The sequence below is a fragment of the Dokdonia sp. Asnod3-C12 genome, assembly GCF_045063975.1.
Lineage (GTDB): Bacteria > Bacteroidota > Bacteroidia > Flavobacteriales > Flavobacteriaceae > Dokdonia.
Genome location: NZ_JBEFNY010000003.1, coordinates 817,675 through 840,677, shown reverse-complemented (window position 1 = coordinate 840,677; position 23,003 = coordinate 817,675). Strand labels below are relative to the sequence as shown.

24 protein-coding genes are annotated in these 23,003 nt (G+C 37.3%); 19 read left to right on the top strand and 5 right to left on the bottom strand.

The window, feature by feature from the left end; all coding sequences use genetic code 11:
* The first annotated feature begins 17 nt into the window (after window positions 1-17).
* The 3 genes from ACJJVW_RS03925 to murB all read left to right on the top strand — a co-directional run bounded on the left by ACJJVW_RS03925 (window position 18) and on the right by murB (window position 2,753).
* Complete coding sequence (locus ACJJVW_RS03925; RefSeq protein ID WP_298329016.1) at window positions 18-404, top strand: DUF1573 domain-containing protein; 387 nt, start codon at window positions 18-20, stop codon at window positions 402-404.
* 136 nt (window positions 405-540) lie between these two features.
* Window positions 541-1,731: a pyridoxal phosphate-dependent aminotransferase gene (locus tag ACJJVW_RS03920; protein WP_405253057.1), complete on the top strand. Its 1,191-nt coding sequence runs from the start codon at window positions 541-543 to the stop codon at window positions 1,729-1,731.
* A 2-nt stretch (window positions 1,732-1,733) separates the two neighbouring features.
* Window positions 1,734-2,753, top strand: coding sequence for a UDP-N-acetylmuramate dehydrogenase (murB, locus tag ACJJVW_RS03915; RefSeq protein ID WP_405250813.1), 1,020 nt, complete (start codon window positions 1,734-1,736; stop codon window positions 2,751-2,753).
* 167 nt (window positions 2,754-2,920) lie between these two features.
* Here the strand turns inward: murB and ACJJVW_RS03910 are convergent, their stop codons facing one another.
* Window positions 2,921-3,433 (bottom strand): fasciclin domain-containing protein, encoded by a 513-nt coding sequence (locus tag ACJJVW_RS03910; protein WP_405250812.1) that lies wholly within the window; start codon window positions 3,431-3,433, stop codon window positions 2,921-2,923.
* A 123-nt stretch (window positions 3,434-3,556) separates the two neighbouring features.
* Between ACJJVW_RS03910 and ACJJVW_RS03905 the strand changes: the two genes are divergently transcribed.
* The 14 genes from ACJJVW_RS03905 (at window position 3,557) to ACJJVW_RS03840 (ending at window position 16,435) form a co-directional block, all read left to right on the top strand.
* Window positions 3,557-4,111 carry an RNA polymerase sigma factor gene (locus ACJJVW_RS03905; RefSeq protein WP_298329007.1) on the top strand — a complete coding sequence of 185 codons (555 nt, stop codon included), beginning with the start codon at window positions 3,557-3,559 and terminating at the stop codon, window positions 4,109-4,111.
* Complete coding sequence (locus tag ACJJVW_RS03900; RefSeq protein WP_405250811.1) at window positions 4,108-4,875, top strand: anti-sigma factor domain-containing protein; 768 nt, start codon at window positions 4,108-4,110, stop codon at window positions 4,873-4,875. The genes ACJJVW_RS03905 and ACJJVW_RS03900 overlap by 4 nt, the downstream gene beginning before the upstream one ends.
* A 69-nt stretch (window positions 4,876-4,944) precedes the next feature.
* Window positions 4,945-5,142 (top strand): hypothetical protein, encoded by a 198-nt coding sequence (locus ACJJVW_RS03895; RefSeq protein WP_013751282.1) that lies wholly within the window; start codon window positions 4,945-4,947, stop codon window positions 5,140-5,142.
* A 12-nt stretch (window positions 5,143-5,154) separates the two neighbouring features.
* The gene (locus tag ACJJVW_RS03890) at window positions 5,155-6,270 is read left to right on the top strand and encodes a glycosyltransferase (RefSeq protein ID WP_405250810.1); all 1,116 of its coding nucleotides are present in this window, start codon (window positions 5,155-5,157) and stop codon (window positions 6,268-6,270) included.
* Entirely contained in the window at window positions 6,261-6,830 is a 570-nt protein-coding gene (locus ACJJVW_RS03885) for an RNA polymerase sigma factor (RefSeq protein WP_405250809.1), read from the top strand. Before ACJJVW_RS03890 ends, ACJJVW_RS03885 begins: the two co-directional genes overlap by 10 nt.
* Window positions 6,827-8,062 (top strand): Nramp family divalent metal transporter, encoded by a 1,236-nt coding sequence (locus tag ACJJVW_RS03880; protein WP_405250808.1) that lies wholly within the window; start codon window positions 6,827-6,829, stop codon window positions 8,060-8,062. Before ACJJVW_RS03885 ends, ACJJVW_RS03880 begins: the two co-directional genes overlap by 4 nt.
* Window positions 8,063-8,142: 80 nt before the next feature.
* Window positions 8,143-9,273, top strand: a complete 1,131-nt coding sequence (tgt, locus tag ACJJVW_RS03875; protein WP_405250806.1) for a tRNA guanosine(34) transglycosylase Tgt — start codon at window positions 8,143-8,145, stop codon at window positions 9,271-9,273.
* A complete protein-coding gene (locus tag ACJJVW_RS03870; RefSeq protein ID WP_405250805.1) occupies window positions 9,274-10,350 on the top strand; it encodes an LptF/LptG family permease in 1,077 nt (358 codons plus the stop codon).
* Window positions 10,337-11,242 (top strand): DMT family transporter, encoded by a 906-nt coding sequence (locus ACJJVW_RS03865; protein ID WP_405250804.1) that lies wholly within the window; start codon window positions 10,337-10,339, stop codon window positions 11,240-11,242. Before ACJJVW_RS03870 ends, ACJJVW_RS03865 begins: the two co-directional genes overlap by 14 nt.
* Window positions 11,243-11,322: 80 nt before the next feature.
* A complete protein-coding gene (locus tag ACJJVW_RS03860) occupies window positions 11,323-12,276 on the top strand; it encodes an acetyl-CoA carboxylase carboxyltransferase subunit alpha (RefSeq protein ID WP_298328989.1) in 954 nt (317 codons plus the stop codon).
* 167 nt (window positions 12,277-12,443) lie between these two features.
* Window positions 12,444-14,000, top strand: a complete 1,557-nt coding sequence (dnaB, locus tag ACJJVW_RS03855) for a replicative DNA helicase (protein WP_405253055.1) — start codon at window positions 12,444-12,446, stop codon at window positions 13,998-14,000.
* 87 nt (window positions 14,001-14,087) lie between these two features.
* Entirely contained in the window at window positions 14,088-14,558 is a 471-nt protein-coding gene (locus ACJJVW_RS03850; protein ID WP_405250803.1) for a hypothetical protein, read from the top strand.
* Window positions 14,559-14,639: 81 nt separating this feature from the next.
* Window positions 14,640-15,899, top strand: coding sequence for an asparagine synthetase B (locus tag ACJJVW_RS03845; RefSeq protein ID WP_405250802.1), 1,260 nt, complete (start codon window positions 14,640-14,642; stop codon window positions 15,897-15,899).
* Between the two features lie 5 nt (window positions 15,900-15,904).
* On the top strand, window positions 15,905-16,435 hold the full coding sequence (locus ACJJVW_RS03840) for a hypothetical protein (RefSeq protein ID WP_405250800.1): 531 nt from the start codon (window positions 15,905-15,907) through the stop codon (window positions 16,433-16,435).
* A 102-nt stretch (window positions 16,436-16,537) separates the two neighbouring features.
* On the opposite strand, the gene ACJJVW_RS03835 is transcribed toward ACJJVW_RS03840, so the two are convergent.
* Window positions 16,538-17,074, bottom strand: a complete 537-nt coding sequence (locus tag ACJJVW_RS03835; protein ID WP_298328976.1) for a DUF2911 domain-containing protein — start codon at window positions 17,072-17,074, stop codon at window positions 16,538-16,540.
* 257 nt (window positions 17,075-17,331) lie between these two features.
* Between ACJJVW_RS03835 and asnB the strand changes: the two genes are divergently transcribed.
* Entirely contained in the window at window positions 17,332-18,999 is a 1,668-nt protein-coding gene (gene asnB, locus ACJJVW_RS03830; RefSeq protein WP_298328973.1) for an asparagine synthase B, read from the top strand.
* Window positions 19,000-19,085: 86 nt separating this feature from the next.
* Here the strand turns inward: asnB and ACJJVW_RS03825 are convergent, their stop codons facing one another.
* The 3 genes from ACJJVW_RS03825 to ACJJVW_RS03815 form a co-directional block, all read right to left on the bottom strand.
* Window positions 19,086-20,156 (bottom strand): L-dopachrome tautomerase-related protein, encoded by a 1,071-nt coding sequence (locus ACJJVW_RS03825; protein ID WP_405250799.1) that lies wholly within the window; start codon window positions 20,154-20,156, stop codon window positions 19,086-19,088.
* 117 nt (window positions 20,157-20,273) lie between these two features.
* Window positions 20,274-21,437 (bottom strand): ATP-grasp domain-containing protein, encoded by a 1,164-nt coding sequence (locus ACJJVW_RS03820; RefSeq protein WP_405250798.1) that lies wholly within the window; start codon window positions 21,435-21,437, stop codon window positions 20,274-20,276.
* Window positions 21,438-21,471: 34 nt separating this feature from the next.
* Entirely contained in the window at window positions 21,472-22,089 is a 618-nt protein-coding gene (locus tag ACJJVW_RS03815) for a MarC family protein (RefSeq protein ID WP_108876891.1), read from the bottom strand.
* Window positions 22,090-22,287: 198 nt separating this feature from the next.
* Between ACJJVW_RS03815 and radC the strand changes: the two genes are divergently transcribed.
* Complete coding sequence (gene radC, locus ACJJVW_RS03810) at window positions 22,288-23,001, top strand: DNA repair protein RadC (RefSeq protein WP_013751299.1); 714 nt, start codon at window positions 22,288-22,290, stop codon at window positions 22,999-23,001.
* The last annotated feature ends 2 nt before the right edge of the window (window positions 23,002-23,003 follow it).

Sequence of the window (23,003 nt, the reverse complement as noted above, 5' to 3'; positions counted from 1 at the left end):
CTCAAATATTGAAAATTATGAAAAAGGTACTATTTTTATTTGTCGCTATGCTTCTAGTAGTAAGCGTTCAAGCACAAGAGAAAAAAGCTGTAATCACTTTTGATTCAGAAGTTATAGATTATGGTGAAATAGACTACGGTGCAGACGGTGTACGTAAGTTTACTTTTACAAATACAGGTGATGATGTACTTATCGTGGCAAGAGTTTACTCTACTTGCGGTTGTACAATACCTAAAAAACCAGAAAGTCCTATTCAACCAGGAGAAAAAGGTGAGATAGAGGTAAAGTATGACACAAAAAGAGAAGGACCTATTAGAAGAACAATAACAATTTATTCTAATGCTTCAGAAGTGCCACAAAGTCTTAAAATAAAAGGACTGGTAAAGCCAGAAGCTGGTCAATAATTAGGTCACATAAATCGTATTAAAGACTGCCGTAATGGCGGTCTTTTTTTATGCGCTTTCGCGAAAGCAAAATACCCTTCCACACGCTTTAAAAACACCAATAAATTACGCATTTTTGTATAAAGAAAAATACATTATGCCAGCAATATCAAAGAAGGGGCTAGCAATGCCTCAATCACCTATACGTAAACTCGTACCATTTGCCGATGCGGCCAAAGCTCGAGGAATAAAAATTCACCAACTTAACATTGGTCAGCCAGATATCAAGACGCCACAAGTAGCGCTTGATGCGGTAAAAAATAATGATCTTGAGGTGCTTGCTTATAGTCATAGTGCAGGATTTCAATCTTATAGAGATAAACTTGCTTCTTATTACAGTAATCACGGTATTGATGTGACCTCAGAAGAGATAATCATTTCTACAGGAGGTTCTGAAGCATTGTTGTTTGCAATGGGAAGCGTTACAGATCCAGGTGATGAAATTATCATTCCGGAACCTTTCTATGCAAACTACAACGGATTTGCAACTGCAAGTGGCGTGACGGTAGTTCCTGTTATATCTACCTTAGAAGAAGGATTTGCATTGCCTCCTATTTCAGATTTTGAAAAACTGATATCAGACAAAACAAAGGCAATCGTTATTTGTAATCCTGGGAATCCAACAGGGTATTTATATTCTCAAGAAGAAATACGCCAGCTAGCAGAGCTAGTTAAAAAGCATGATCTATTTCTTATTGCAGACGAGGTGTATCGTGAGTTTGCTTATGATGGTCACCAGCATCACTCAGTAATGAAAGAGCGAGATATAGATAATCATGCAATCATGATAGATTCTGTATCAAAGCGTTTTTCTATGTGTGGAGCTCGTATAGGGTGTATCGTAAGTCGCAACAAAGAACTTATGAGTACGGCTATGAAGTTTGCACAAGCACGTTTGAGTCCTCCTACATTTGCACAAATAGCATCTGAGGCAGCATTAGATACTCCGCAAAGTTACTTTGACGATGTGATTGAAGAGTATGTGTCTCGTAGAGATATTCTTGTAGCGGGACTAGAAGCTATACCGGGAGTAAAAGTAGCAAAGCCTAAAGGTGCATTTTACTGTATCGCAGAGCTTCCAATAAAAAATGCAGATGCTTTTGCACAGTGGTTACTTGAGTCTTTTGACTTAGATGGAAGAACAATAATGGTAGCTCCAGCGGCTGGATTTTACAGTAGTGAAAACGTAGGTCTTAACCAAGTACGTATCGCTTATGTGCTAGAAGAAAGCCACTTAAAAGATGCTGTGGTTATTTTAAAAGTTGCTCTAGAGCAATATCAAGATTAATAATGGAGGTACTAGAAAACGTATCACTTAAGAAGTATAATACCTTTGGTATAGACGTAAACGCTCGCTATTTTGCGAGCGTTTCTTCTATTGATGTCTTAAAAGAATTGCTTGCAGATGAGGCATATCCTAATCCTTTTATAATAGGGGGAGGGAGTAATATGCTTCTCACTAAAGATGTCGATAGGCTAGTGATTCATTGTGACCTTAAGAGTATTGAAGTGGTAGATGATACATTTACTGAAGATGAGATCTTGCTTAAGGTAGCTGGAGGAGAAAACTGGCACGAGTTTGTGTTGTACTGTGTAAATCACGACCTAGGAGGTGTTGAGAATCTATCTCTTATCCCAGGTAATGTGGGAACATCGCCTATTCAAAATATAGGTGCTTACGGAGTAGAATTAAAAGATACTTTTTACTCATGTGAGGCAGTGCATAGAGCTACACAACAAGAGCGTGTTTTTACACTTGAAGATTGTGCTTTTGGATATAGAGATTCTGTGTTTAAAAATGAGCTCAAAGATCAACATGTAATTACGTCGGTGACTTTTAAACTCACAAAGAAGAATCATAAAATAAATACAGAGTATGGCGCTATTTATGACACGCTTAAAGCGAAAGAAATAACAAACCCAACCTTAGTAGATATCTCAAACGCGGTTATAGAGATACGCCAGTCTAAGTTGCCAGATCCTAAAAAGATAGGAAATAGTGGATCATTTTTTAAAAACCCAGTAATCTCTCAAGCTCAGTTTACCGAACTCAGAAAAGAGCATACCGAAATACCTTTTTATCCGATAGGTAATGAGCAAATTAAAGTTCCAGCAGGATGGCTCATCGAACAAGCAGGTTTTAAAGGAAAAAGATTTGGAGATGCAGGTGTGCATGATAAGCAAGCACTTGTGTTAGTTAATCATGGGAATGCAACAGGAGCAGAAGTCTGGGGAGTTGCTATGAAAATTCAAGCAGCCGTAAATGAAATGTTTGGGATAAAGATTGTTCCAGAGGTGAATGTGATTTAAGGTCAAAAGAATTAGATAAGAATATAATTTTTCACATAAAGAAAGAGCAGCCCAATAGCTGCTCTTTTTCTATTTCTACCTTTTTGTGATTTCTACCTTTTTCGCGAAAGCGTAAAAAAGCCCCACTCGCATAGGGCTCTCTCAACTAAACTAGACTTTAGGTAATTCTAATTATCAGGGATCATTACTCCATCAACTACGTGGACGATACCGTTAGATCCTTTTAAATCTGTAGCAGTGATTGTTGCAATATTCCCTGAGCTGTCTGTGAGAATTACATTGCCATCTTTAATAGAGGCTGTGAGAATATTGCCAGCAACGGTTGTCATTTTAAAGGTGCCGTCTCCTATCTTTATTTGGTCAACAATGTTATTTGCGGTCAAATAAGCTGGTATTATGTGATAGGTAAGCGTAGTGGATAGTATAGCTTTATTTTCTGGTTGTAAGAGGAATTGTAGTTTTCCTTGTTCAAGTTTGTCAAATGCTTCATTGGTAGGTGCAAATATGGTATATGGACCTTTTTCTTTAAGGGTGGAAACAAGATTTGCAGCTTTTATTGTTGCAGTAAATGTTGTGTGATTTTCAGAATGTAAGATGATGTCTACTATGTCCGATTGTGCATAACTGCTCAAGGAAAAGAATGAAATTACTGCAATTAAAATTATATTTTTGAGTTTCATAATAATACGTTGTTTACAGAGTTTATAGTAAAATCTTTTCCTTTCTTAATTATACGCACTAACTTGAAGTGCGGGATGGAATTGTATTCTTAAGATTTTGTTAATTCAAGAAAAACTTACTTTTTGAAGACATTTGTCGAAAAACATATTGTAGAACTCCTTAAGGCTGGAGATGAGCGTGCTATAGGGTTATTATATGACAACTATGCAGATGCTCTGTATGGTGTTGCGATTAAAGTGACCCATGATGAGGAGCTTGCTCAAGACGTATTGCAAGAATCATTTGTCAAAATTTGGAAAAACGCACATAAGTATGACGCAGATAAAGCGCGTCTGTTTACCTGGCTTTTTAGAGTAGTTCAAAACACGGCTATAGACAAGGTGCGTAGTCGTAAAAGAAAAATGAATAAAGAAGTCCAAACAAACGATTCAAACGTATATCATTTACAGTCTACCTCGCTGGCAATAGAGCATATGGATATTCAAGAACATGCAAATGGACTTGAAGATAAATACAGAGTAGTGATTGATGCATTGTTTTTTCAAGGAATGACCCAGCAAGAGGCAAGTGAAGAGCTGAACATACCGTTAGGTACTGTGAAGTCTAGGTTAAAAATAGGCCTACGAGAACTGCGTAAACTGTTTGGAGTATTATTTTTTATGATCAGTATGTTATGAGTGATAGAGTTTCACAATTTTTAGAGAACGATTTATTAGAGCGTTACCTTATGGGAACTACTTCGCCTATAGAGTCTCAGGAAGCTGAGCATTATATAGCTAAGTATCCAGAGGTGAAGCAAACCTATATAGAATTACAAGAAAATCTTGAGAATTATGCGGCATCCTATGCTGTAAAAGTTCCTGAGGAATTGCGAGCTACAATCGTAAATGTAGCAAGGAATAAGCCTAAGCGTGCTTTGCCTATTCTTGCCATTACTGCATGTATGATTGCTGCATTTTTTGGGCTAGTTGCTATTATGATTTATAAGCAAAATCAAGAGTTGCTAGATGATAGAAGGTTTACATCAAACCTGCTTGAAAACTTAAATGATGATATCGTTTCAAACAGAGAGATGTTACAATCTGTAGAGGAGCAATTTATGATTCTTAATAATACCTCAACTCAAAAATATATTTTACAAGGTAATGTACGTGCACAGCGACTAGAGGCCGTTGCTTACGTTAACGAGCTAGAGCAGCGCTCATACATACACGTAAATACCTTGCCTGAACTTCCAGACGAGCAAGTGTACCAGATGTGGGCATCTGTAGATGGAACGCTAGTTCCTCTAGATATTCTCAAGGTTACAAAAGATAACCTTGTAGAGATTCCTTATGAGGAACGTATGGCGAGTATTAATATTACGATAGAACCTAAGGGTGGGAGTAAAGAAGCAACACAAGCAAATGAAGTTGCTACTATAAGTTTTGAGAATAACTAAGCACTTTCCTTCCTTTAAAAAACTTTTACTTCCTAGTGCCTTTCTGTATCTTTGTGCAAAATAATTGTCATGGAGTTACTATTAATAACACTAGCCCTTCTTGCACTATCTGTAGCGGGTATTGCAATCAAAATTTGGGCAAAAAAAGATGGTAAATTTGCAGGTACCTGCGCTAGTCAAAGTCCTTTTCTTAATAAGAGTGGTGAGGCTTGCGGTATGTGCGGTAAAATGCCCGAAGAAATGGGTGACTGTTCTGTAGAGAAATAAGACCTCTATCTGTTGGAACAAATTTTCACACTACTTTTTTATATATTTATAGGAGTCACGTTTATTAACGTGACTTTTTATGTTTTCTATTGGTTATTCGCTTTCGCGAAAATTTCTAAGACCACTACAAGTTCGCTTCCTTCAGTTTCGGTAATCGTTTGTGCCAAAAACGAGTCGGCAAATCTTCAAAAAAATATCCCAAAAATACTATCTCAAGACTATCCAGAATTTGAAGTTATTTTAATTAATGACGCATCTTCTGATGATACAGAAGATATTATGGAAGCATTTAAACTGGCCAATGTAAATGTACAGCAAGTAAATGTGGTGAATAATGAGACTTTCTGGGGTAATAAAAAATACGCACTTACGCTTGGGATAAAACGAGCACAGCATAAGCACATGTTATTTACAGATGCAGATTGTGTTCCAGCATCAAATCACTGGTTACAGCACATGGCTTCTTCCTTTAGTGAAGAAAAGGAAATTGTGTTAGGTTATGGAGCTTATGAGAAAATTAAAGGATCTTGGATTAATAAGCTTATAAGATTTGAAACTTTGATGACTGCTTTGCAATATTTTAGTTGGGCAAAAGCGGGTAGACCTTACATGGGCGTTGGTCGTAACCTAGCGTATACGTCAGATGTTTTTTATGAGCAAAAAGGATTTATCAACCACATTAAAATTCAAAGTGGTGATGACGACCTGTTTGTAAACGAGGCAAGCACACGTAAGAATACAGCGATACAGTTTTCTCCAGAATCATTTACAATTTCTACTCCTAAGAAAACTTTTGCAAGTTGGATAACTCAAAAGCGCAGGCATATAAGCACTGCAGTGCACTATAAATTTCTTGAGAAATCATTGCTAGCGCTATTTTATATAAGTCAGTGTTTGTTCTTGGTAGGAGCAATTGCCCTTCTTGTAACTCAGTTTAACTGGCAGTGGGTAGCGCTCATTATTGGTGTACGTTATTTATGTGCATGGATTACTGTAGGTTGTAGCGCTGCGCGTTTGCAAGAAAAAGATTTGACTTATTTATACCCTATTTACGAGATTACGTTGGTATGTGTACAAATGAGTATCTTTATCAGTAACCTTATCACAAAACCCACACGGTGGAAGTAACCCCCGAAAAAATTATTCTAGAAATATCCCGAGCAAAAGAAGGAAAGCAAAGTGCTTTCAATTTTTTGCTTAATTCCTTTTGGAGTGAAGTATATGGATTCCAACTCAAGCGTACTAAAAATGCTTATGATGCAGAGGATATAACCATCCAGACGTTTTCCAAAGCCTTTTCAAAAATAGATACCTATAAAGAAGAGTATAGGTTTGCCACATGGTTAATTACTATATCAAAAAATATACACATTGATATAATTCGGAAGAATGAGTCTTCTATACGATCTCATATTTCTGATCGTGATGACGAGCGAGTAAAGAAAGTGGCAGACTTAAATCCATCTCCAGAAGATGTACTCATAAAGGAGCAGAATTTATCTGAATTACTAGCTTATATTAAAACCTTAAAGCCTCATTATCAAGAAATCATTAATTTGCGTTACTTTCAAGAAATGAGCTATAAAGAAATGGCAGAGTATCTTGAAGAGCCTATGAGCAATGTAAAAGTCAAGCTTCTACGTGCTCGTAGATTACTCGCAGATGTAATTAAAACAGAAGATAATTGAAAGCTATACCCTTTAAAAAGTTAGGGCCAGGATTATTATTTGCTGGTGCAGCTATTGGGGTTTCTCATCTTGTACAAAGCACCAGAGCAGGCGCCGATTTTGGCTTTGGTCTATTGTGGGCTTTGATTCTCGTTAATATTATAAAATATCCCTTCTTTCAGTTTGGGCCCAGGTATGCCTCGGCAACTGGGAATAGTTTGTTAGTTGGTTATATGAAGTTAGGCAAACCTGTTTTGTGGGTTTATTTCTTTTTGACGCTAGCCACTATGTTTACTATTCAGACAGCAGTAACCATTGTAACTGCAGGAATAGCTGTTCAGCTTTTTGGAATAACTAATGACGTAGCGATATGGAGTGTTGCAATTACAATACTATGTGCTGCAATACTAGCAGTAGGAAAGTATAGGATTCTCGATAAACTAATGAAGGTGATCATTGTCACACTCACTATAAGTACGCTGGTGGCTGTCTTTTTTGCTTTTCGCGAAAGCGTAACAAACCAAGGAATGGGAACTCCAGCAAATTTGCTGCAAGTCATCCCTACCGAAGGAGCAGCTGTGGCATTTTTAATTGCTTTTATGGGATGGATGCCAGCGCCACTAGATATTTCTATATGGCATTCACTGTGGACCTTAGAAAAAAGGGATACGGGTAAGGATGCAATGCGCAATTCAATTTTTGACTTTAATATAGGGTATGCTGGTGCGGTAGTGCTGGGTATTTGCTTTATGACCTTAGGAGCGTTAGTTATGTTTGGTACTGGAGAGACTTTTTCTCCAAGGGGAGGTGTTTTTGCAGGCCAACTTATCAATATGTACACAGCAAGTCTGGGAGACTGGGCAACCTTGCTTATTGGTGTGGCTGCATTTACAACAATGTTTAGCACCACACTTACTACATTAGATGCGTCTCCAAGAGCGCTTGATGCTACAACCTCATTATTAGGTTTTGGTTTTAAAAAACGAGGATACCTGTTTTATCTAATCGTCTTAATTCTTGGAACCTGTGGCATATTATTTTTATTAATAAGCGAGATGGGAGCTCTTGTGAAAGTGGCGACCATATTATCTTTTCTTACCGCTCCGTTTTATGCCATTTGCAACTATTTATCCTTTAAGGACGAAAGTATTCCTGAAGAAGCGAGGCTCTCTAAAGGCATGGATTTGCTTAGTGTTGTGAGTATAATTGCTTTGTTAGGCTTCAGTATCTGGTATGTTATTACATTGTTTTAATATGCTGAGGCTTTTTTAACCTTTAAAATGACGTTGCAACTTTCATTTTAAATTGTATCTAAGTTATATCTTTGCCTCTTATGCAATTTGAATTACTTACAACAGATCCTGCATCTCAAGCGAGAGCAGGAAAACTTACAACAGATCACGGTGTCATTGAGACGCCTATTTTTATGCCCGTAGGTACGGTAGCATCTGTAAAGGGTGTACACCAGCGCGAGCTTAGAGAAGATATTAATCCAGATATTATATTAGGTAATACCTATCATTTGTACTTACGTCCTAAGATGGACATTATGCAGAAGGCAGGTGGATTACATAAGTTTATGAACTGGGATCGACCTATTCTTACAGATAGTGGTGGGTATCAAGTATACTCTCTTTCTAATAGACGTAAGATTAAGGAGGAAGGAGTGCGTTTTAAGTCTCACGTAGATGGGTCTATGCACTTATTTACACCAGAAAATGTGATGGAAATTCAGCGCCAGATAGGTGCAGATATTATGATGGCATTTGATGAGTGTACGCCATATCCATGTGATTACCGATATGCAAAGAGGTCTATGCATATGACGCATAGATGGCTAGATCGTTGTATTAATCATTTTAATAAAATCCCAGCACTATACGGTCATGAGCAAGCATTATTTCCTATTGTACAAGGAAGTACGTATAAGGACTTAAGAGCACAATCTGCCGAATATATTGCAAATGCAGGTGCTTTTGGAAATGCCATAGGTGGACTCTCTGTAGGAGAGCCAGCAGAAGAAATGTATGGGATGACAGAGGTTGTAACTGCTATATTGCCTAAGGACAAACCTAGATATTTAATGGGAGTAGGTACTCCTATAAATATTTTAGAGAATATTGCGTTAGGTGTAGATATGTTTGACTGTGTGATGCCTACAAGAAATGCTCGTAACGGAATGTTATTTACTGCCTACGGTAGTATAAACATTAAAAATCTGAAATGGGAGGATGATTTTTCTCCTATAGATGAAATGGGACTTACTTGGGTAGATACAGAATATAGTAAAGCCTATCTTCGTCACCTGTTTAAATGTCATGAGTTATTAGGAATGCAAATCGCAACCATCCACAATTTAGGATTTTACATGTGGCTAGTGCGTGAAGCTCGCAAGCATATTATTGCAGGAGACTTTGTGACTTGGAAAGAAATGATGGTAAAACAAATGGATAATCGTTTATAATTGAAGATTCTAGATTGGTATATAGTAAAGCGATACATCGGGACATTTGTCACGATGCTTGTGCTGTTTATACCTATAGGTATCATTGTAAACCTTGCAGAGAAGATTGATAAAATCTTAGCAAACGAAGTTCCTTTTAGTGAGGTGGCTTTGTATTACTTGAATTTTACAATATACTTTGCAAATCTTCTTTTTCCTTTATTTCTGTTTTTGTCGGTCATTTGGTTTACCTCAAAACTGGCAAACAATACGGAGGTTATTGCCTTCTTGAGTAGTGGAGTATCCTTTTATAGATTCTTAAGACCATATATAATAGGGGCGACCATAGTTTGTGCAGGTGCTTTTTTCTTAGGGACTTATCTTGCTCCTCGTGCAAATAAAGGCTACAACGAATTCATTTTTGAATACCTAAAGAAGAATAAAAAAGATCGAGATACACAAAACGTTTATCGACAGATTGATACAGGAGATTATATCTATGTAAGCAGTTTTACACCACGTACTAAGACTGGGCGTAATTTTACTTGGGAGCATTTTGAAGGCAATAAGATGACTTACAAAATGAGTGCTACACGTATTAGATATAATGAAGAGGATACTACTTATACCTTAAATAGTTTTAAGAAGAGAACGATTACAGAGAACGGTGATATTCTAGAAAGTAAAGCAAAATTAGATACGGTATTCAATTTTGATATGGATGACCTAACGCCTGTAGAATATATTGCAGAGACCTTGAGTACTCCAGAATTAAGAGAGTTTATTGCAAAGGAAAAGTCAAGAGGATCTTCTTACATAAGTCGTTATGAAGTGACTTTACAAAAACGCTATAGTTTACCTGTCGCAGCTTACATACTCACAATTATAGCAGTAGCTGTAAGCGCTATGAAGCGTCGTGGAGGGATGGGTATCAACCTTGCCTTTGGAATTGTGCTTGCTTTTGTTTTTATATTCTTTGATAAAGTTTTTGGAACACTTGCAGAACAATCAGATTTTCCACCGTTAATTGCTGTGTGGACACCTAACATACTTTTTGCTATACTAGCAGTATATCTTCTACGCAATGCAAAACGATAAGCTTAAGGCATACCTTCATTTTCACCTGATAGTATTTATTTGGGGATTTACAGCAGTACTTGGAGCACTTATAACTATAGATGCTGTTCCATTAGTATGGTTTAGAATGGGGCTTGCAAGTATATTCATATTTGCTTTCATAAAGATACGAGGGGTATCTCTTGCTGTACCACGTAAAACATTAATAGGTTTTGCAATTGCAGGACTAGTCATTGCGGTACACTGGCTTACTTTCTTTGGAGCTATTAAGGAATCTAATGTTTCCATTACCCTTGCAATGATGAGTACAGGAGCATTCTTTACAGCTTTACTCGAACCTATATTCTATAAACGTAAGGTAATCTGGTATGAGCTTTTATTTGGTGCTATCGTTGTAGGTGCACTTTACGTTATTTTTGAAGTAGAGACAGCATATCAGACTGGTATATTGTTGGCTTTGCTATCTGCATTTTTATCGGCAGTATTTACGTTGATAAATGGGAAGTTTATAGAAAATCATCATCCTACAAAAATATCTTTTTACGAGTTACTCATTGGGAGTCTGTGTGTGACAGTCTATCTTGTGGTTGCAAGGCCAGATACATTCTTTTCTGCACAGTTTTTTGCTCTACCTACTATGGATTGGGTTTATATAGGGGTACTTTCCTCTGTATGTACAGCATATGCCTTTATAGCGGCTGTAGCGGTAATGAAACATTTAAGTCCGTATACAATCATGCTTACCATTAATCTTGAACCAGTATATGGAATATTACTAGCCTTTCTAGTGCTAGGAGATGCAGAACAAATGAGTACAGAATTTTACTATGGCGCGCTTGTAATACTCGCTGTAGTTATTGCTAATGGAGTGCTTAAGAATAGTAAAAAATTCAAGGCTGTTAAAGAGGCTTGAGTCTCTTAAGAAAACCATTATATTTGTAGACTATACCTAACCGAAAGTAAAGCGCCTTTGCGCGTCTTAAAACCTTGAGAATGGAATATTTAGATTTCGAATTACCCATCAAAGAGCTTGAAGAGCAACTGGAAAAATGTGCCTTAATAGGCCAAGAGAGTGATGTAGACGTTACCCAGACTTGTAAGCAAATAGAAAAAAAACTAGCCGCAGCCAAAAAGGATATTTATAAAAATCTTACCGCTTGGCAGCGTGTTCAATTATCAAGACACCCTAATCGTCCTTATACATTAGATTACATAAACGCTATCTGTGGTGATACCTTTTTAGAGCTTCATGGAGATCGTAACGTAAAAGATGATAAAGCAATGATAGGTGGCCTAGGAAAGATAGGTGATCAGTCATTTATGTTCATTGGCCAGCAAAAGGGATATAACACAAAAACCAGACAGTACCGTAACTTCGGTATGGCAAACCCAGAAGGATATCGTAAGGCGTTACGTCTTATGAAAAGTGCCGAAAAGTTTGGAGTACCTGTAGTTTCTATTGTAGATACACCAGGAGCATACCCAGGTCTAGAAGCAGAAGAGCGTGGACAAGGAGAAGCTATCGCCCGTAACATTCTTGAGATGACACGTCTTAAAGTGCCTATTATTGTAATAATTATAGGTGAAGGAGCAAGTGGTGGAGCCTTAGGAATAGGCGTTGGTAATAAAGTATTGATGCTTGAGAATACTTGGTATTCTGTAATCTCACCAGAGTCATGTTCTTCAATTTTATGGAGAAGCTGGGAGTATAAAGAACAAGCAGCAGAGGCTTTAAAACTTACTGCTACAGATATGAAAAAACAAAAGCTTATTGATGAGATTGTAAAGGAACCATTAGGCGGAGCACATGCAAACCGTCCAGAGGCTTTTCTTACTGTAAAAGAATCAATATTAAAAGCTTTTGACGAATTTAAGAACTTATCACCAACAGAACTGGTGGAACAAAGGATGAATAAATATTCAGAAATGGGAGTCTTCAAAGGCTAACAAGACCTTTTTCACTTGATGCCATAATCCGCGCTTTTCCAGTGCGGATTTTTTTACCCTTATTAACAATATTTTCTAGTTATTAACAGTTCAATTGTTAATGACCTGTGAGTACTACGCTTTCGCGAAAGCGTATCTCGCATAACTATTTATTTACTTTCGTAGCTATGGAACAAACTAAGCCGAAGCCAGCATATAACACTTCTAAAGGTCAATTAATTAGCCTTGAAAAAGGGAAAATACCACCGCAAGCAATTGATCTTGAGGTTGTTGTGCTTGGTGCGCTTATGATTGACAAGAAAGGTGTAGATGAAGTAATTGACATCTTATCACCAGAGGTTTTTTATAAAGATCAGCATAGACATATTTTTGAGGCGATAAGAGTGCTCTTTGAAGAAGGGCAGCCAGTCGACTTATTAACTGTTTCTGAGCAACTTAAGAAGATGGGCAAGCTGGATGTAGCTGGAGGTGATTATTACCTTATCCAACTCACACAAAAAGTAGCTTCTTCTGCCCACATAGAGTATCACGCTCGTATCATCTTACAGAAGTTTATACAGCGTTCACTCATTAAAATTTCTAATGAAATTATTGAAGAGGCGTATGATGAAACTACAGATGTATTTGATCTTCTAGATACTGCAGAAACAAAACTGTATGAGGTAACTCAAGGAAACGTAAAACGTAGTTCTGAGAGTGCTCAGAACCTTGTAATACAAGCAAAAAAGCGAATTGAAGAGATAGCAAATCAAGAGGGGTTATCAGGTATTCCTACTGGTTTTCATAAGGTAGATGAGCTTACCTCTGGATGGCAACCATCAGATTTAATTATCGTTGCAGCTCGTCCAGGTATGGGTAAAACAGCGATGACACTTACGATGGCTCGTAACATGGCGGTAGATCAAAATATACCGGTAGCATTCTTCTCACTGGAGATGTCTTCAGTACAGTTGATTACTCGTTTGATTTCGTCAGAAACGGGATTATCTTCAGAAAAACTAAGAACAGGAAAGTTAGAGAAGCATGAATGGGAGCAGCTCAATGTGAAAGTAAAAAGCTTAGAGAAAGCCCCTTTATTTATTGATGATACACCATCGCTTTCTATTTTTGACTTACGTGCAAAGGCAAGACGTCTTGCATCACAGTTTGGGATTAAAATAATAATGATTGATTACCTGCAGTTAATGACGGGTGGTTCTTCTCAAAAGGGTGGAGGTAACCGAGAGCAAGAAATCTCGATGATTTCTCGTAACCTTAAAGCACTTGCAAAGGAACTTTCTATACCAGTAATTGCGCTGTCACAGCTATCACGTGCGGTGGAGACGCGTGGAGGTAGTAAAAGACCTTTACTTTCAGACCTTCGTGAATCTGGAGCAATCGAGCAGGATGCAGATATTGTATCTTTTATCTACCGTCCAGAATACTATAAAATTGAAGAATGGGATGATGATGAACGCAGCCCAACAGAAGGACAAGGAGAGTTTATTGTTGCAAAACACCGTAACGGTGGTCTTGATAACATACGTCTTAAGTTCGTTGGTCACTTAGGTAAGTTTGACAACCTTGATGATTTCTCTACGCCATACGAGTTTGCAAGTAGTATGAATGCTGCAGCAAATGATGATACTTTTAATCCTAACGCACTACCTAGTGCAGATGATGCCTTTGGTGGACCACCACCAGGACTCCCAAGTGAGAATGAGGATGACGATGTTCCTTTTTAATTTCAGATGATTAGTCTCAAAATATCTTTGATTCTTTGAACAATCTTTTCAATAATCAAAGATGTTTTTGAATGTAATAAACGATGTATGTTATTTGATAAAGAAAATAATAAATTTCCTTATTCATCAAGTCGCAAAAGAGCAAGAGAAAATGCTGAATTATACGAAAAAGAATTAGAGTATAAAATGGAATCAAGTAGGTTTACTTTGAAAAATATTTATTTACTTTTTCTATTTGTTTTTATTTTGGGATTTATAATATGGGGTATAGATAATTATAACGTCAATTATTTTTTGAAAAATTCTGAACGAACAAAAGCTAAGGTATTAGATGTAGTTCAACATCGTGATTTAAATGCTTCAGGATGGGGCTCCGCGGCTTATGACTATTACAATTTGAAATTGCAATATGTTGTAAACACAGATACACTATCTGCAATTGTGAAATTCGAAACATATCAAAATTCTATTTATTTAAATGAAATACCAAAAATCGGAGATTCATTATATATACTATATGTAGTAAGGGAACCTTCTAATGTTCGTTTAGGAAATTGATATTTTACTATACCGTTAGGGTGTTTTCTGGCACCCTTATTGTCATAACAATTCCGTAATTTCAACGTTATAAAATTGACAATGAAGAAACTACTTATATTATCCTTTTTGATATTGAATTTCGCTTTCGCGAAAGCGTCATATATCCTTATCCCTATGGATATAGAGACTCAAAGGGAGCATCTTAAAGCATATGGAATTACGTACTGGTCACTTGATAAGAACCAAAAAGTAAAGTGGTTACTTAACTATAGAGGCGGCTCTTTCTTGCTGCCAGATACCGAAGAGGTACGCCGCGAGTGTACGATACGTGGTGTATCTTATGAAGTATTATCAGACTCACAAACGGAACAAATTCTTACAGAGATTGCGAGTCCTTCTCAAAATATGGAAGCTGTCGTGCTAGAAAAAGCGCCTAAAATTGCCGTGTACACACCAGACAGCAAAGTGCCTTGGGATGATGCTGTAACAATGGTGCTTACCTATGCAGAGATTCCTTATACTACTATTTACGATACAGAAGTACTAAGTGATCAGCTTATTTTATATGATTGGTTACACTTACATCACGAAGATTTTACGGGGCAATTTGGAAAATTTTATGGCTCTTACCGAGCCTCGCCTTGGTATATAGAAGAGAAAAAAGCAGCCGAAGCACTTGCTACCAAACTAGGTTATAATAAAGTCTCAAAGGAAAAAGGCGATGTAGCTCTTAAAATACGAGACTATGTTGTGGGTGGAGGCTTTATGTTTGCTATGTGTAGTGCAACAGATAGTTTTGATATTGCCCTCTCTACCGAGGGAGTAGATATTTGCGAACCAATGTTTGACGGAGATCCAAGCGAACCAGGATATACTTCAAAAATAGATTTTCAGAAAACGTTTGCTTTTAAAAACTATACCCTAGAGCGTTCTCCTACTACGTACGAGTTTTCGTCTATTGATATGACGCGCAAGCGTAAGATTCCTTTTCAAACAGATTATTTTACCTTAAAAGATTATAGTGCAAAATGGGATCCTATTCCTACGATGCTTTGTCAAAATCATACTGCACTTGTAAAAGGCTTTATGGGACAGACTACCAGTTATGATCCAGAGACTATCAAGTCTAACGTGTTAGTAATGGGTGAAAACCTTACTAATGGTGAAGCGAGATATATTCATGGGATTAAAGGGAAAGGATTCTTTACTTTTTATGGAGGTCACGATCCAGAAGATTACCAGCACAGAGTAGGTGATCCTAAGACAGAGTTAGAACTGCATCCTAACTCACCTGGTTATCGTTTGATTTTAAATAATGTACTGTTTCCAGCAGCACGCAAGAAAAAACAAAAAACCTAATAACATTGAGTAGAGTATTTATCATACTATTTGCAATAGCCTTAGTGTCTGTCTCTGATGCTCCAGAGCGACTTGCTTGGCATAGCCAGCGCGTGTTGCAATGGTCAGATTTTAAGGGAACACCAGATTCTTTAGAGCGATGGGCTGCTAGTTCTAGCACGGGTCTTAGTCAGGGATATGCTTCTAATGGTGATGGTTATATAGACAAAGAAAGTCTTACAGTCACGGCTCATTTCTATCCGGAGTACTCATGGGTGCGACATCAAGAAAAGAGTAAGCATCTTCTGGCTCATGAGCAAACACATTTTAATATTACAGAAGTGTATGCACGTAAGCTTGAAGATAAAGTAGCCGCGTTTACGTTTACATCAAATAGTCTTGAAGAAATAAAAATGCTTTATAAAGAAGTAGAGGAAGAGCGTGTCGCTACTCAGCAATTATTTGATAAAGAAACAAACCACTCGATTGACCATATGAAAGAAGTACAGTGGGAGCTTAAAGTTGCAAGATGGTTAAGAGGAGATTTTGAAGAATAGAGAACTAAATACACATTCTAACACATAAAAAAACTGGATTCTCATTCTTGAGAATCCAGTTTTCTGTTTCTTATCCTAAAGCCTAAAGCCTAAAGCTTATGCTTAGTTGTAGAAAGGTACTTCTACACGAGCATTACCCCACGCCATGTGAAGGTGAGCTCCTTGATCTACAGGTGTGAATTCCATTCCAAAATACTCAATAGACTCATCTGCTTGTGTTACTGGAACCGTGATACGAGCTACATCATTTGCTTCTTTGTAAAAGTAAGATCCCCATACATTCAGATCAGAGCTTAAAATGATGGTCCACTCAGCACCATTAGGCATTGCATACATTGTGTACGTTCCTGCTTTTACTGGCGTCGTTCCTAGTTTCATATCCTTGTAAAGAGTAATCTCTGCTGCTTCATTTGCACCTAGTCTCCATACTTTACCGTCTGGAGCAAGTTTAGAAAGCTCACGCTCTTTAAGTTGAGGGCGGCTATATGTTACTTTTACTAGCTTATTTGATTCTTTGTAATTAGATGGAAAAGCCGCTTGATCCATTGGGCTTTTATCTACATTAAAATCTTGTGCAGTTACAGATGGTGCAGCAACAAATGCTAGTGCCACCATAGCAGTCATAAAAAACTTTTTCATAATAGTAATTGTGTTTAAGAGTTAATTAGTCTTGAAATAGCTCTCAAGGCTCCTTCAAAGTTATGCTGTAAGTCTTACAAAAGTGCTAAAACTTTCAAAATGTTTTAGAAGTACGCTTTCGCGAAAGCGTATACCTTCATATTAATACGTTCAATGGATATATAGTTATAATATGTAACTGTAATTGATGTAATCGTTTTATTAAAGGAAGTATAATTGCATATTTGGCTTATCAATAACAATAAATATATAAAATCATGTGTGGAATTGTATGTGCCTTTGATCTCAAGGAGAAAGCCGAAGATTTACGTCCTCAATTATTAGAAATGTCAAAAAAAATCCGCCACAGAGGACCGGATTGGAATGGGGTTTTTAATAATGATAAAGCCATCATGACACACGAACGTCTGTCTATAGTAGATCCAGCTTCTGGAAAGCAACCGTTATTTTCAAAAGATAAGAGTCTAGTACTTGCGGCAAATGGGGAGATATATAACCATAAGGAATTACGTGAGACCTTAACTGGAGATTACGAGTTTCAAACAGCATCAGATTGTGAGATCATACTCGCACTTTATAAAGAACACGGTCATGACTTTTGTGACAAGCTCAACGGGATTTTTGGCTTTGCGTTATATGACGTAGCCAAAGATGAATATTTTGTAGCCCGTGATCACATGGGAATTATTCCACTCTATATGGGATGGGATCAGCACGGGACTTTTTATGTAGCTTCTGAGTTAAAGGCACTAGAAGGTGTTTGTTCTAAGATAGAATTATTTCCTCCAGGACATTATTACTCTAGTGTAACAGGAGAGCTTACACGCTGGTACTCTCGTGACTGGATGGAATATGATAACGTAAAAGATAACGAGTCAAGTATAGAAGAGTTGCACGATGCACTTGCGGCATCTATAAAGCGCCAACTTATGAGTGATGTGCCTTATGGGGTATTACTTTCCGGAGGTCTAGACTCGTCAATCACGAGTGCAGTTGCAAAGCTATATGCAGAAAAGCGTATAGAATCTGGCGATGAGCAAGCTGCTTGGTGGCCACAGCTACACTCTTTTAGTATAGGACTTAAAGGTTCTCCAGATCTAGCAGCCGCTCAGGTAGTGGCAGATCATATAGGTACGGTACATCACCCTATTGAGTTTACGATACAAGAAGGACTAGATGCTATACGAGATGTAATCTATCATCTAGAAACGTACGATATCACCACCATAAGAGCGAGTACGCCTATGTACTTAATGGCACGTGTGATTAAATCTATGGGAGTAAAAATGGTACTTTCAGGAGAAGGGGCAGATGAGATTTTTGGAGGATATCTATACTTCCATAAAGCACCAAATGCAAAAGAGTTTCATGAGGAGACTGTGCGTAAACTAGATAAGTTACACATGTATGACTGTCTACGTGCAAATAAATCACTTGCAGCCTGGGGAATAGAAGGGCGTGTTCCTTTCTTAGATAAAGAATTTATGGATGTGGCTATGCGTCTTAACCCTCAAGATAAAATGATTACTAAGGAGCGTAAGATGGAAAAGTGGATCTTGCGTAAAGCCTTTGAAAAGTATTTACCAGAGAGTGTAGCCTGGAGACAGAAAGAGCAGTTCTCAGACGGTGTAGGTTATTCATGGATTGATAGTCTTAAGGAAGTAGTAGATGAAGCTGTGAGTGCTACTCAAATGGAAAACGCTCATCATAGATTCCCTATCCATACGCCTCAAAACAAAGAAGAGTTTTACTACCGTACTATTTTTGAAGAGCACTTTCCAAGTGATGCTGCAGCACGCTGTGTGCCGTCTGTGCCAAGTGTAGCTTGTAGTACACCCACAGCACTAGAATGGGATGAAGCTTTTAAAAACATGAATGATCCATCAGGTAGAGCGGTTGCTTTTGTACATGATGATGCTTATTAAGAATATGTAAATTGTTTAAATAGAAAAACCGCTTTATCTTAAAGGATAAAGCGGTTTTTTAATGCGTGAAATTGAAGAGCTTTTATTTAATCAATACTCACTTTATTAATAGTAAATTTCATGTCTCCTAGAGGACCTGTAATTTCATTAATTCTAGAGTTGGTGTAGTATAAATCACCTTTGTAAATACTAAAGGTGTCTGCCCAGCGCACTTGGTTACCTTCAATAAGTGTAGATACTTCTTTAGTGTTAGTATCCATTTTCATCACCTTATTATTCTCTAAGTCCGCGAAGTAAAGGTTGCTAGCATCATCAAGTATCATCCCGTCTGGTGCACTTGTTTTCTTAACTAGAGACACGCTATTTTCTATATCTTCTTGTGTGCCATTAATAAGTGTTGAAGTTGGGATAGCATATAAGCTATAACCGCTTAGTGCGTGGTAATATAAAATGTCATTATTTACATCTAATGCAATACCATCAGAATGTACTTTGTTCTCCCAAGTACTGCCATCAGGAAATGTAAGTTGGCTTACTTCAGCTTGTGTTGAGGTGTGCTCATTAAGCACTCTTTTAGATTCGCCAGACTCAAGATCTAAAATTACAAGTCCTGCATGTCCAGAGTCTGTAAAGTAAGCCTTATTGTTTTTTGCATCTATGCGCACATCGTTTATGTATGAGTCTTTATGGATGCTACTTTCTGTAATAGTGTAGGTGCGTTTTAATGAGTTTGTAGTTAAGTCAAATACAAAGATTTTTGGGTTGTCAATCACACCACCAAACAATGGATTACGAGTATCCACTACATATAAATCATTATTGAAAGCGACTACAGATTGTACCGCTACAAAAAGCGAATCATTAACTTCTTTTCCATCTTCCCATGTATTCCACTGTTCGTTAGGGAATGCAGCCGACTCATTATTTTCTAATACTTCAACTACAGAGTTTTCAACACCTTTTCTCCATCTTGGGAAATTAGCAAATATTCTACCTTCATTACTTACCGTAACGCCTGTAACCTGCTGTCCTGTAAATGAAGCTACTTCAGTGATTACTGGGCTTTCTTGAGTTTTTTGTGCTTCTTTTATTTCTGTAGTGTTCTTGCAGCTTATAATAGAAAATACAACAAGCAGCGATAGTATTGTTTTATTCATGATATGAGTTTTATAATATTTGGTACTTCTTTAACCTTACAAAGATAGTACGGCTATTTACGCCTAGCGAATAGAAAGTGTTAGGCTTATTATAAAATTCAAGAAACCTTGTTGAGATTATGTAGTCACGTATTCCTTTAAATCAGAAGTTAAGATATCTGTGAGTTCGCCCTCATTATCAGGATTTGTCTCTGTAAAAATAAATCCAAATACAGGATAGCTATGTATATCTAGTGGTCTTACTAATACTGGTTTTTCAAACTTTGTAGCTATCTTTTTGTAGTCAAAACTTTTGATGTTTTCGGCAGGGATACCCGTGCTATTATCTAGTATGATAATGCTAAAGACTTTGTCTTCCTTGCCTTTAAATATCTGGTCCCAGTTAGGTTTTTTGCTTTCGCGAAAGCATACATAAGAATTAAAATCTACAGTAACACCAAGTGAGTCACCCGTAGTACAAAATCCTCCAAAACGCAGCGGATTAACCTCAATAGGGGTGATTTTTCCAGATGCATCGATGCGTATCTCTGCATGTGCTGGAAAATTCTTGAGTTGTAATTCTTGTCCTAATGCGTTTAGAAATTCATGTATGGCAGTACTATGTGTGGTGATAATATCTTTTGAGGTGCAATAAACGCGATCGCTAGTGTCTTTTCCAGAAGAGAATAGGTGGTGTAAAATGTTTAAGATTACAACCTCACCATTTGCATTGTGATAGTAATCTATAGCAAATTCTTCTCCTTGAATAAATTCTTCAATAATGAAATACGTGGTGTCCAGTACATTTTTAGGAAAGATGCTTTTGAGCTTCTCTGGGTGTAGCTCTTTCTTTGCCTGTTCCCAATCATGTTGATCTTGAATAATATGAACGCCTATACTGAAAAAGCCAACACTAGGTTTTATAACAAAAGGAAATTTCAATGTTTCGGCATCTAGAAGATGCACATCTGTTAGAGAAAGCTTTTGGAAATAAAAGTCTGGAAACAAGCTTTTTGTAAGTTCTCTGAACAGGACTTTGTCCTTTAAAATATTTATTTGTCGAGCAAGCTGGCTATCTCCCAGGTGCTGTTCTATCCATACCAGCGCGTTTTCTGAATTTGAGTATAGCGTTGTCTCTGGATTATCGTTATAGACAGTTATAGCATCCTGCTCATCAATCCAGTTAAGTGTGTCATCTTGTATGATAGACATCGCAACTGGAGTTGCAATAATGGGGTAGTTATTTTCCTTTATAGTTGCAATAAGAAAATCTGAAGCAAATGGCTTATCTATTAAAAACATAATGATGGTTATTGTGAGGTACTCTAATTAAACTTTAAGCCGTAGCGGTTCCAAAATAAGCGCTTATGCCGCTCAAGATACTTTGTACAGCATATGCGGCTAAGATGAGTCCCATTATTTTACTAATAACTGTAATCCCATAGTTGCCTATGCGTTCTTGAAGTTTATTTGCTCCAAGTAAAATCAAGCAAGTAAGTCCTATCACAAATAGCACGAGCGCTGTAGCTATAAACTGCTCTTGTATGGAGTAAATGTGATTATCTGTCATTAAAACCACTGCCATAATTGCTCCAGGTGAAGCAATAGATGGTATAGCAATAGGGAAAATGGTCACGTGTTTATAATCTGTTATTTTACTCTTTTCTTCTTCTGGTTTGCCATCGCCAAAAATCATAGTCAGCGCAAATAGAAATAGTATTACACCTCCAGAGATTTGGAAGGCATTTAAGGAAACAGACATACCCTCAAGAATGAGTTGCCCTATCACAATAAAAAATAAGAGTATTAAAAATGCTATCACAGAAGCTCTAATAGCAATTTTCTTTTTGTGACGTAAATCAAATTCTTTTGTAGCCTCTAGATATACAGGGATAGATCCTATAGGGTCGATCACTGCAAAAATGAAGAAAATGGAAGTGATGATTTCAGACATTTGTCGCTTTTTATAATGAATTGTAAATGTAGCATTTTCTCATTCTTCATGTTCTCAAATTGGAAAACAGCTTGTAAATAATATAGTGCAGCTGTAATATCACGTGTCCTTTTTGTAAACGTAGTACTTGTAATTTAATTTACCCCGATTTTTTGCTAAGATGCAGATATTCAGACTAAAGCCTTATATTTAAGGCTTATGGCTATAAAAACATCCACAGACGCAGCTTCCTATATTTCTATAAAAAATTGGTCTGAAGATGATAGGCCACGGGAAAAACTAATGATTAAAGGAAGATCTGTGTTATCTGATGCAGAGTTAATCGCTATTTTGATAAGTTCTGGTTCTAGAGAAGAAAGCGCAGTCGCACTAAGTAAACGCATTCTCTCACAGGCCGAGAATAATCTTTCGGAGCTGGGTAAATTTTCGGTAAAAGATTTAATGAAATTTAAGGGAATAGGAGAGGCAAAGGCAGTTACTATTGCTGCTGCTCTAGAACTAGGGAGAAGGAGAAGTGGTGGAGAGACGCTTTCGCGAAAGCGTATATCTTCCTCAAAAGATGCTTATCAGATTTTGCAACCAATAATAGGAGAGCTAGGGCATGAGGAATTCTGGGTGCTTTTTTTAAATAATTCAAACAAGGTACTACGCAAAGAGCAAGTGAGTAAAGGCGGACTCACGGGAACGCTAGTAGATGTAAGGTTAGTGATGAAAACAGCTATTGAGCTCAGTGCTGTAGGAATGATTTTAGGACATAATCACCCTTCTGGAACACTTAAACCTTCACAGGCAGATAAGCTACTTACAGCCAAACTTAAAACGGCTGCACAGAGTCTAGATATCCAAGTCTTAGACCATATCATTGTGACCGAAAAGCAGTATTTTAGCTTTGCCGATGACGGCATTCTATAATC

Excerpts from the sequence above, each read along its gene's own strand:
- radC (WP_013751299.1), top strand. The coding sequence starts at position 22,288 with ATGGCTATAAAAACATCCACAGACGCAGCTTCCTATATTTCTATAAAA.
- tgt (WP_405250806.1), top strand. The coding sequence starts at position 8,143 with ATGCAATTTGAATTACTTACAACAGATCCTGCATCTCAAGCGAGAGCA.
- ACJJVW_RS03820 (WP_405250798.1), bottom strand. The coding sequence starts at position 21,437 with ATGTTTTTAATAGATAAGCCATTTGCTTCAGATTTTCTTATTGCAACT.
- ACJJVW_RS03835 (WP_298328976.1), bottom strand. The coding sequence starts at position 17,074 with ATGAAAAAGTTTTTTATGACTGCTATGGTGGCACTAGCATTTGTTGCT.
- ACJJVW_RS03825 (WP_405250799.1), bottom strand. The coding sequence starts at position 20,156 with ATGAATAAAACAATACTATCGCTGCTTGTTGTATTTTCTATTATAAGC.
- dnaB (WP_405253055.1), top strand. The coding sequence starts at position 12,444 with ATGGAACAAACTAAGCCGAAGCCAGCATATAACACTTCTAAAGGTCAA.
- ACJJVW_RS03850 (WP_405250803.1), top strand. The coding sequence starts at position 14,088 with ATGTTATTTGATAAAGAAAATAATAAATTTCCTTATTCATCAAGTCGC.
- ACJJVW_RS03815 (WP_108876891.1), bottom strand. The coding sequence starts at position 22,089 with ATGTCTGAAATCATCACTTCCATTTTCTTCATTTTTGCAGTGATCGAC.
- ACJJVW_RS03860 (WP_298328989.1), top strand. The coding sequence starts at position 11,323 with ATGGAATATTTAGATTTCGAATTACCCATCAAAGAGCTTGAAGAGCAA.
- ACJJVW_RS03900 (WP_405250811.1), top strand. The coding sequence starts at position 4,108 with ATGAGTGATAGAGTTTCACAATTTTTAGAGAACGATTTATTAGAGCGT.
- ACJJVW_RS03910 (WP_405250812.1), bottom strand. The coding sequence starts at position 3,433 with ATGAAACTCAAAAATATAATTTTAATTGCAGTAATTTCATTCTTTTCC.
- ACJJVW_RS03920 (WP_405253057.1), top strand. The coding sequence starts at position 541 with ATGCCAGCAATATCAAAGAAGGGGCTAGCAATGCCTCAATCACCTATA.
- murB (WP_405250813.1), top strand. The coding sequence starts at position 1,734 with ATGGAGGTACTAGAAAACGTATCACTTAAGAAGTATAATACCTTTGGT.
- asnB (WP_298328973.1), top strand. The coding sequence starts at position 17,332 with ATGTGTGGAATTGTATGTGCCTTTGATCTCAAGGAGAAAGCCGAAGAT.
- ACJJVW_RS03865 (WP_405250804.1), top strand. The coding sequence starts at position 10,337 with ATGCAAAACGATAAGCTTAAGGCATACCTTCATTTTCACCTGATAGTA.
- ACJJVW_RS03845 (WP_405250802.1), top strand. The coding sequence starts at position 14,640 with ATGAAGAAACTACTTATATTATCCTTTTTGATATTGAATTTCGCTTTC.
- ACJJVW_RS03925 (WP_298329016.1), top strand. The coding sequence starts at position 18 with ATGAAAAAGGTACTATTTTTATTTGTCGCTATGCTTCTAGTAGTAAGC.
- ACJJVW_RS03895 (WP_013751282.1), top strand. The coding sequence starts at position 4,945 with ATGGAGTTACTATTAATAACACTAGCCCTTCTTGCACTATCTGTAGCG.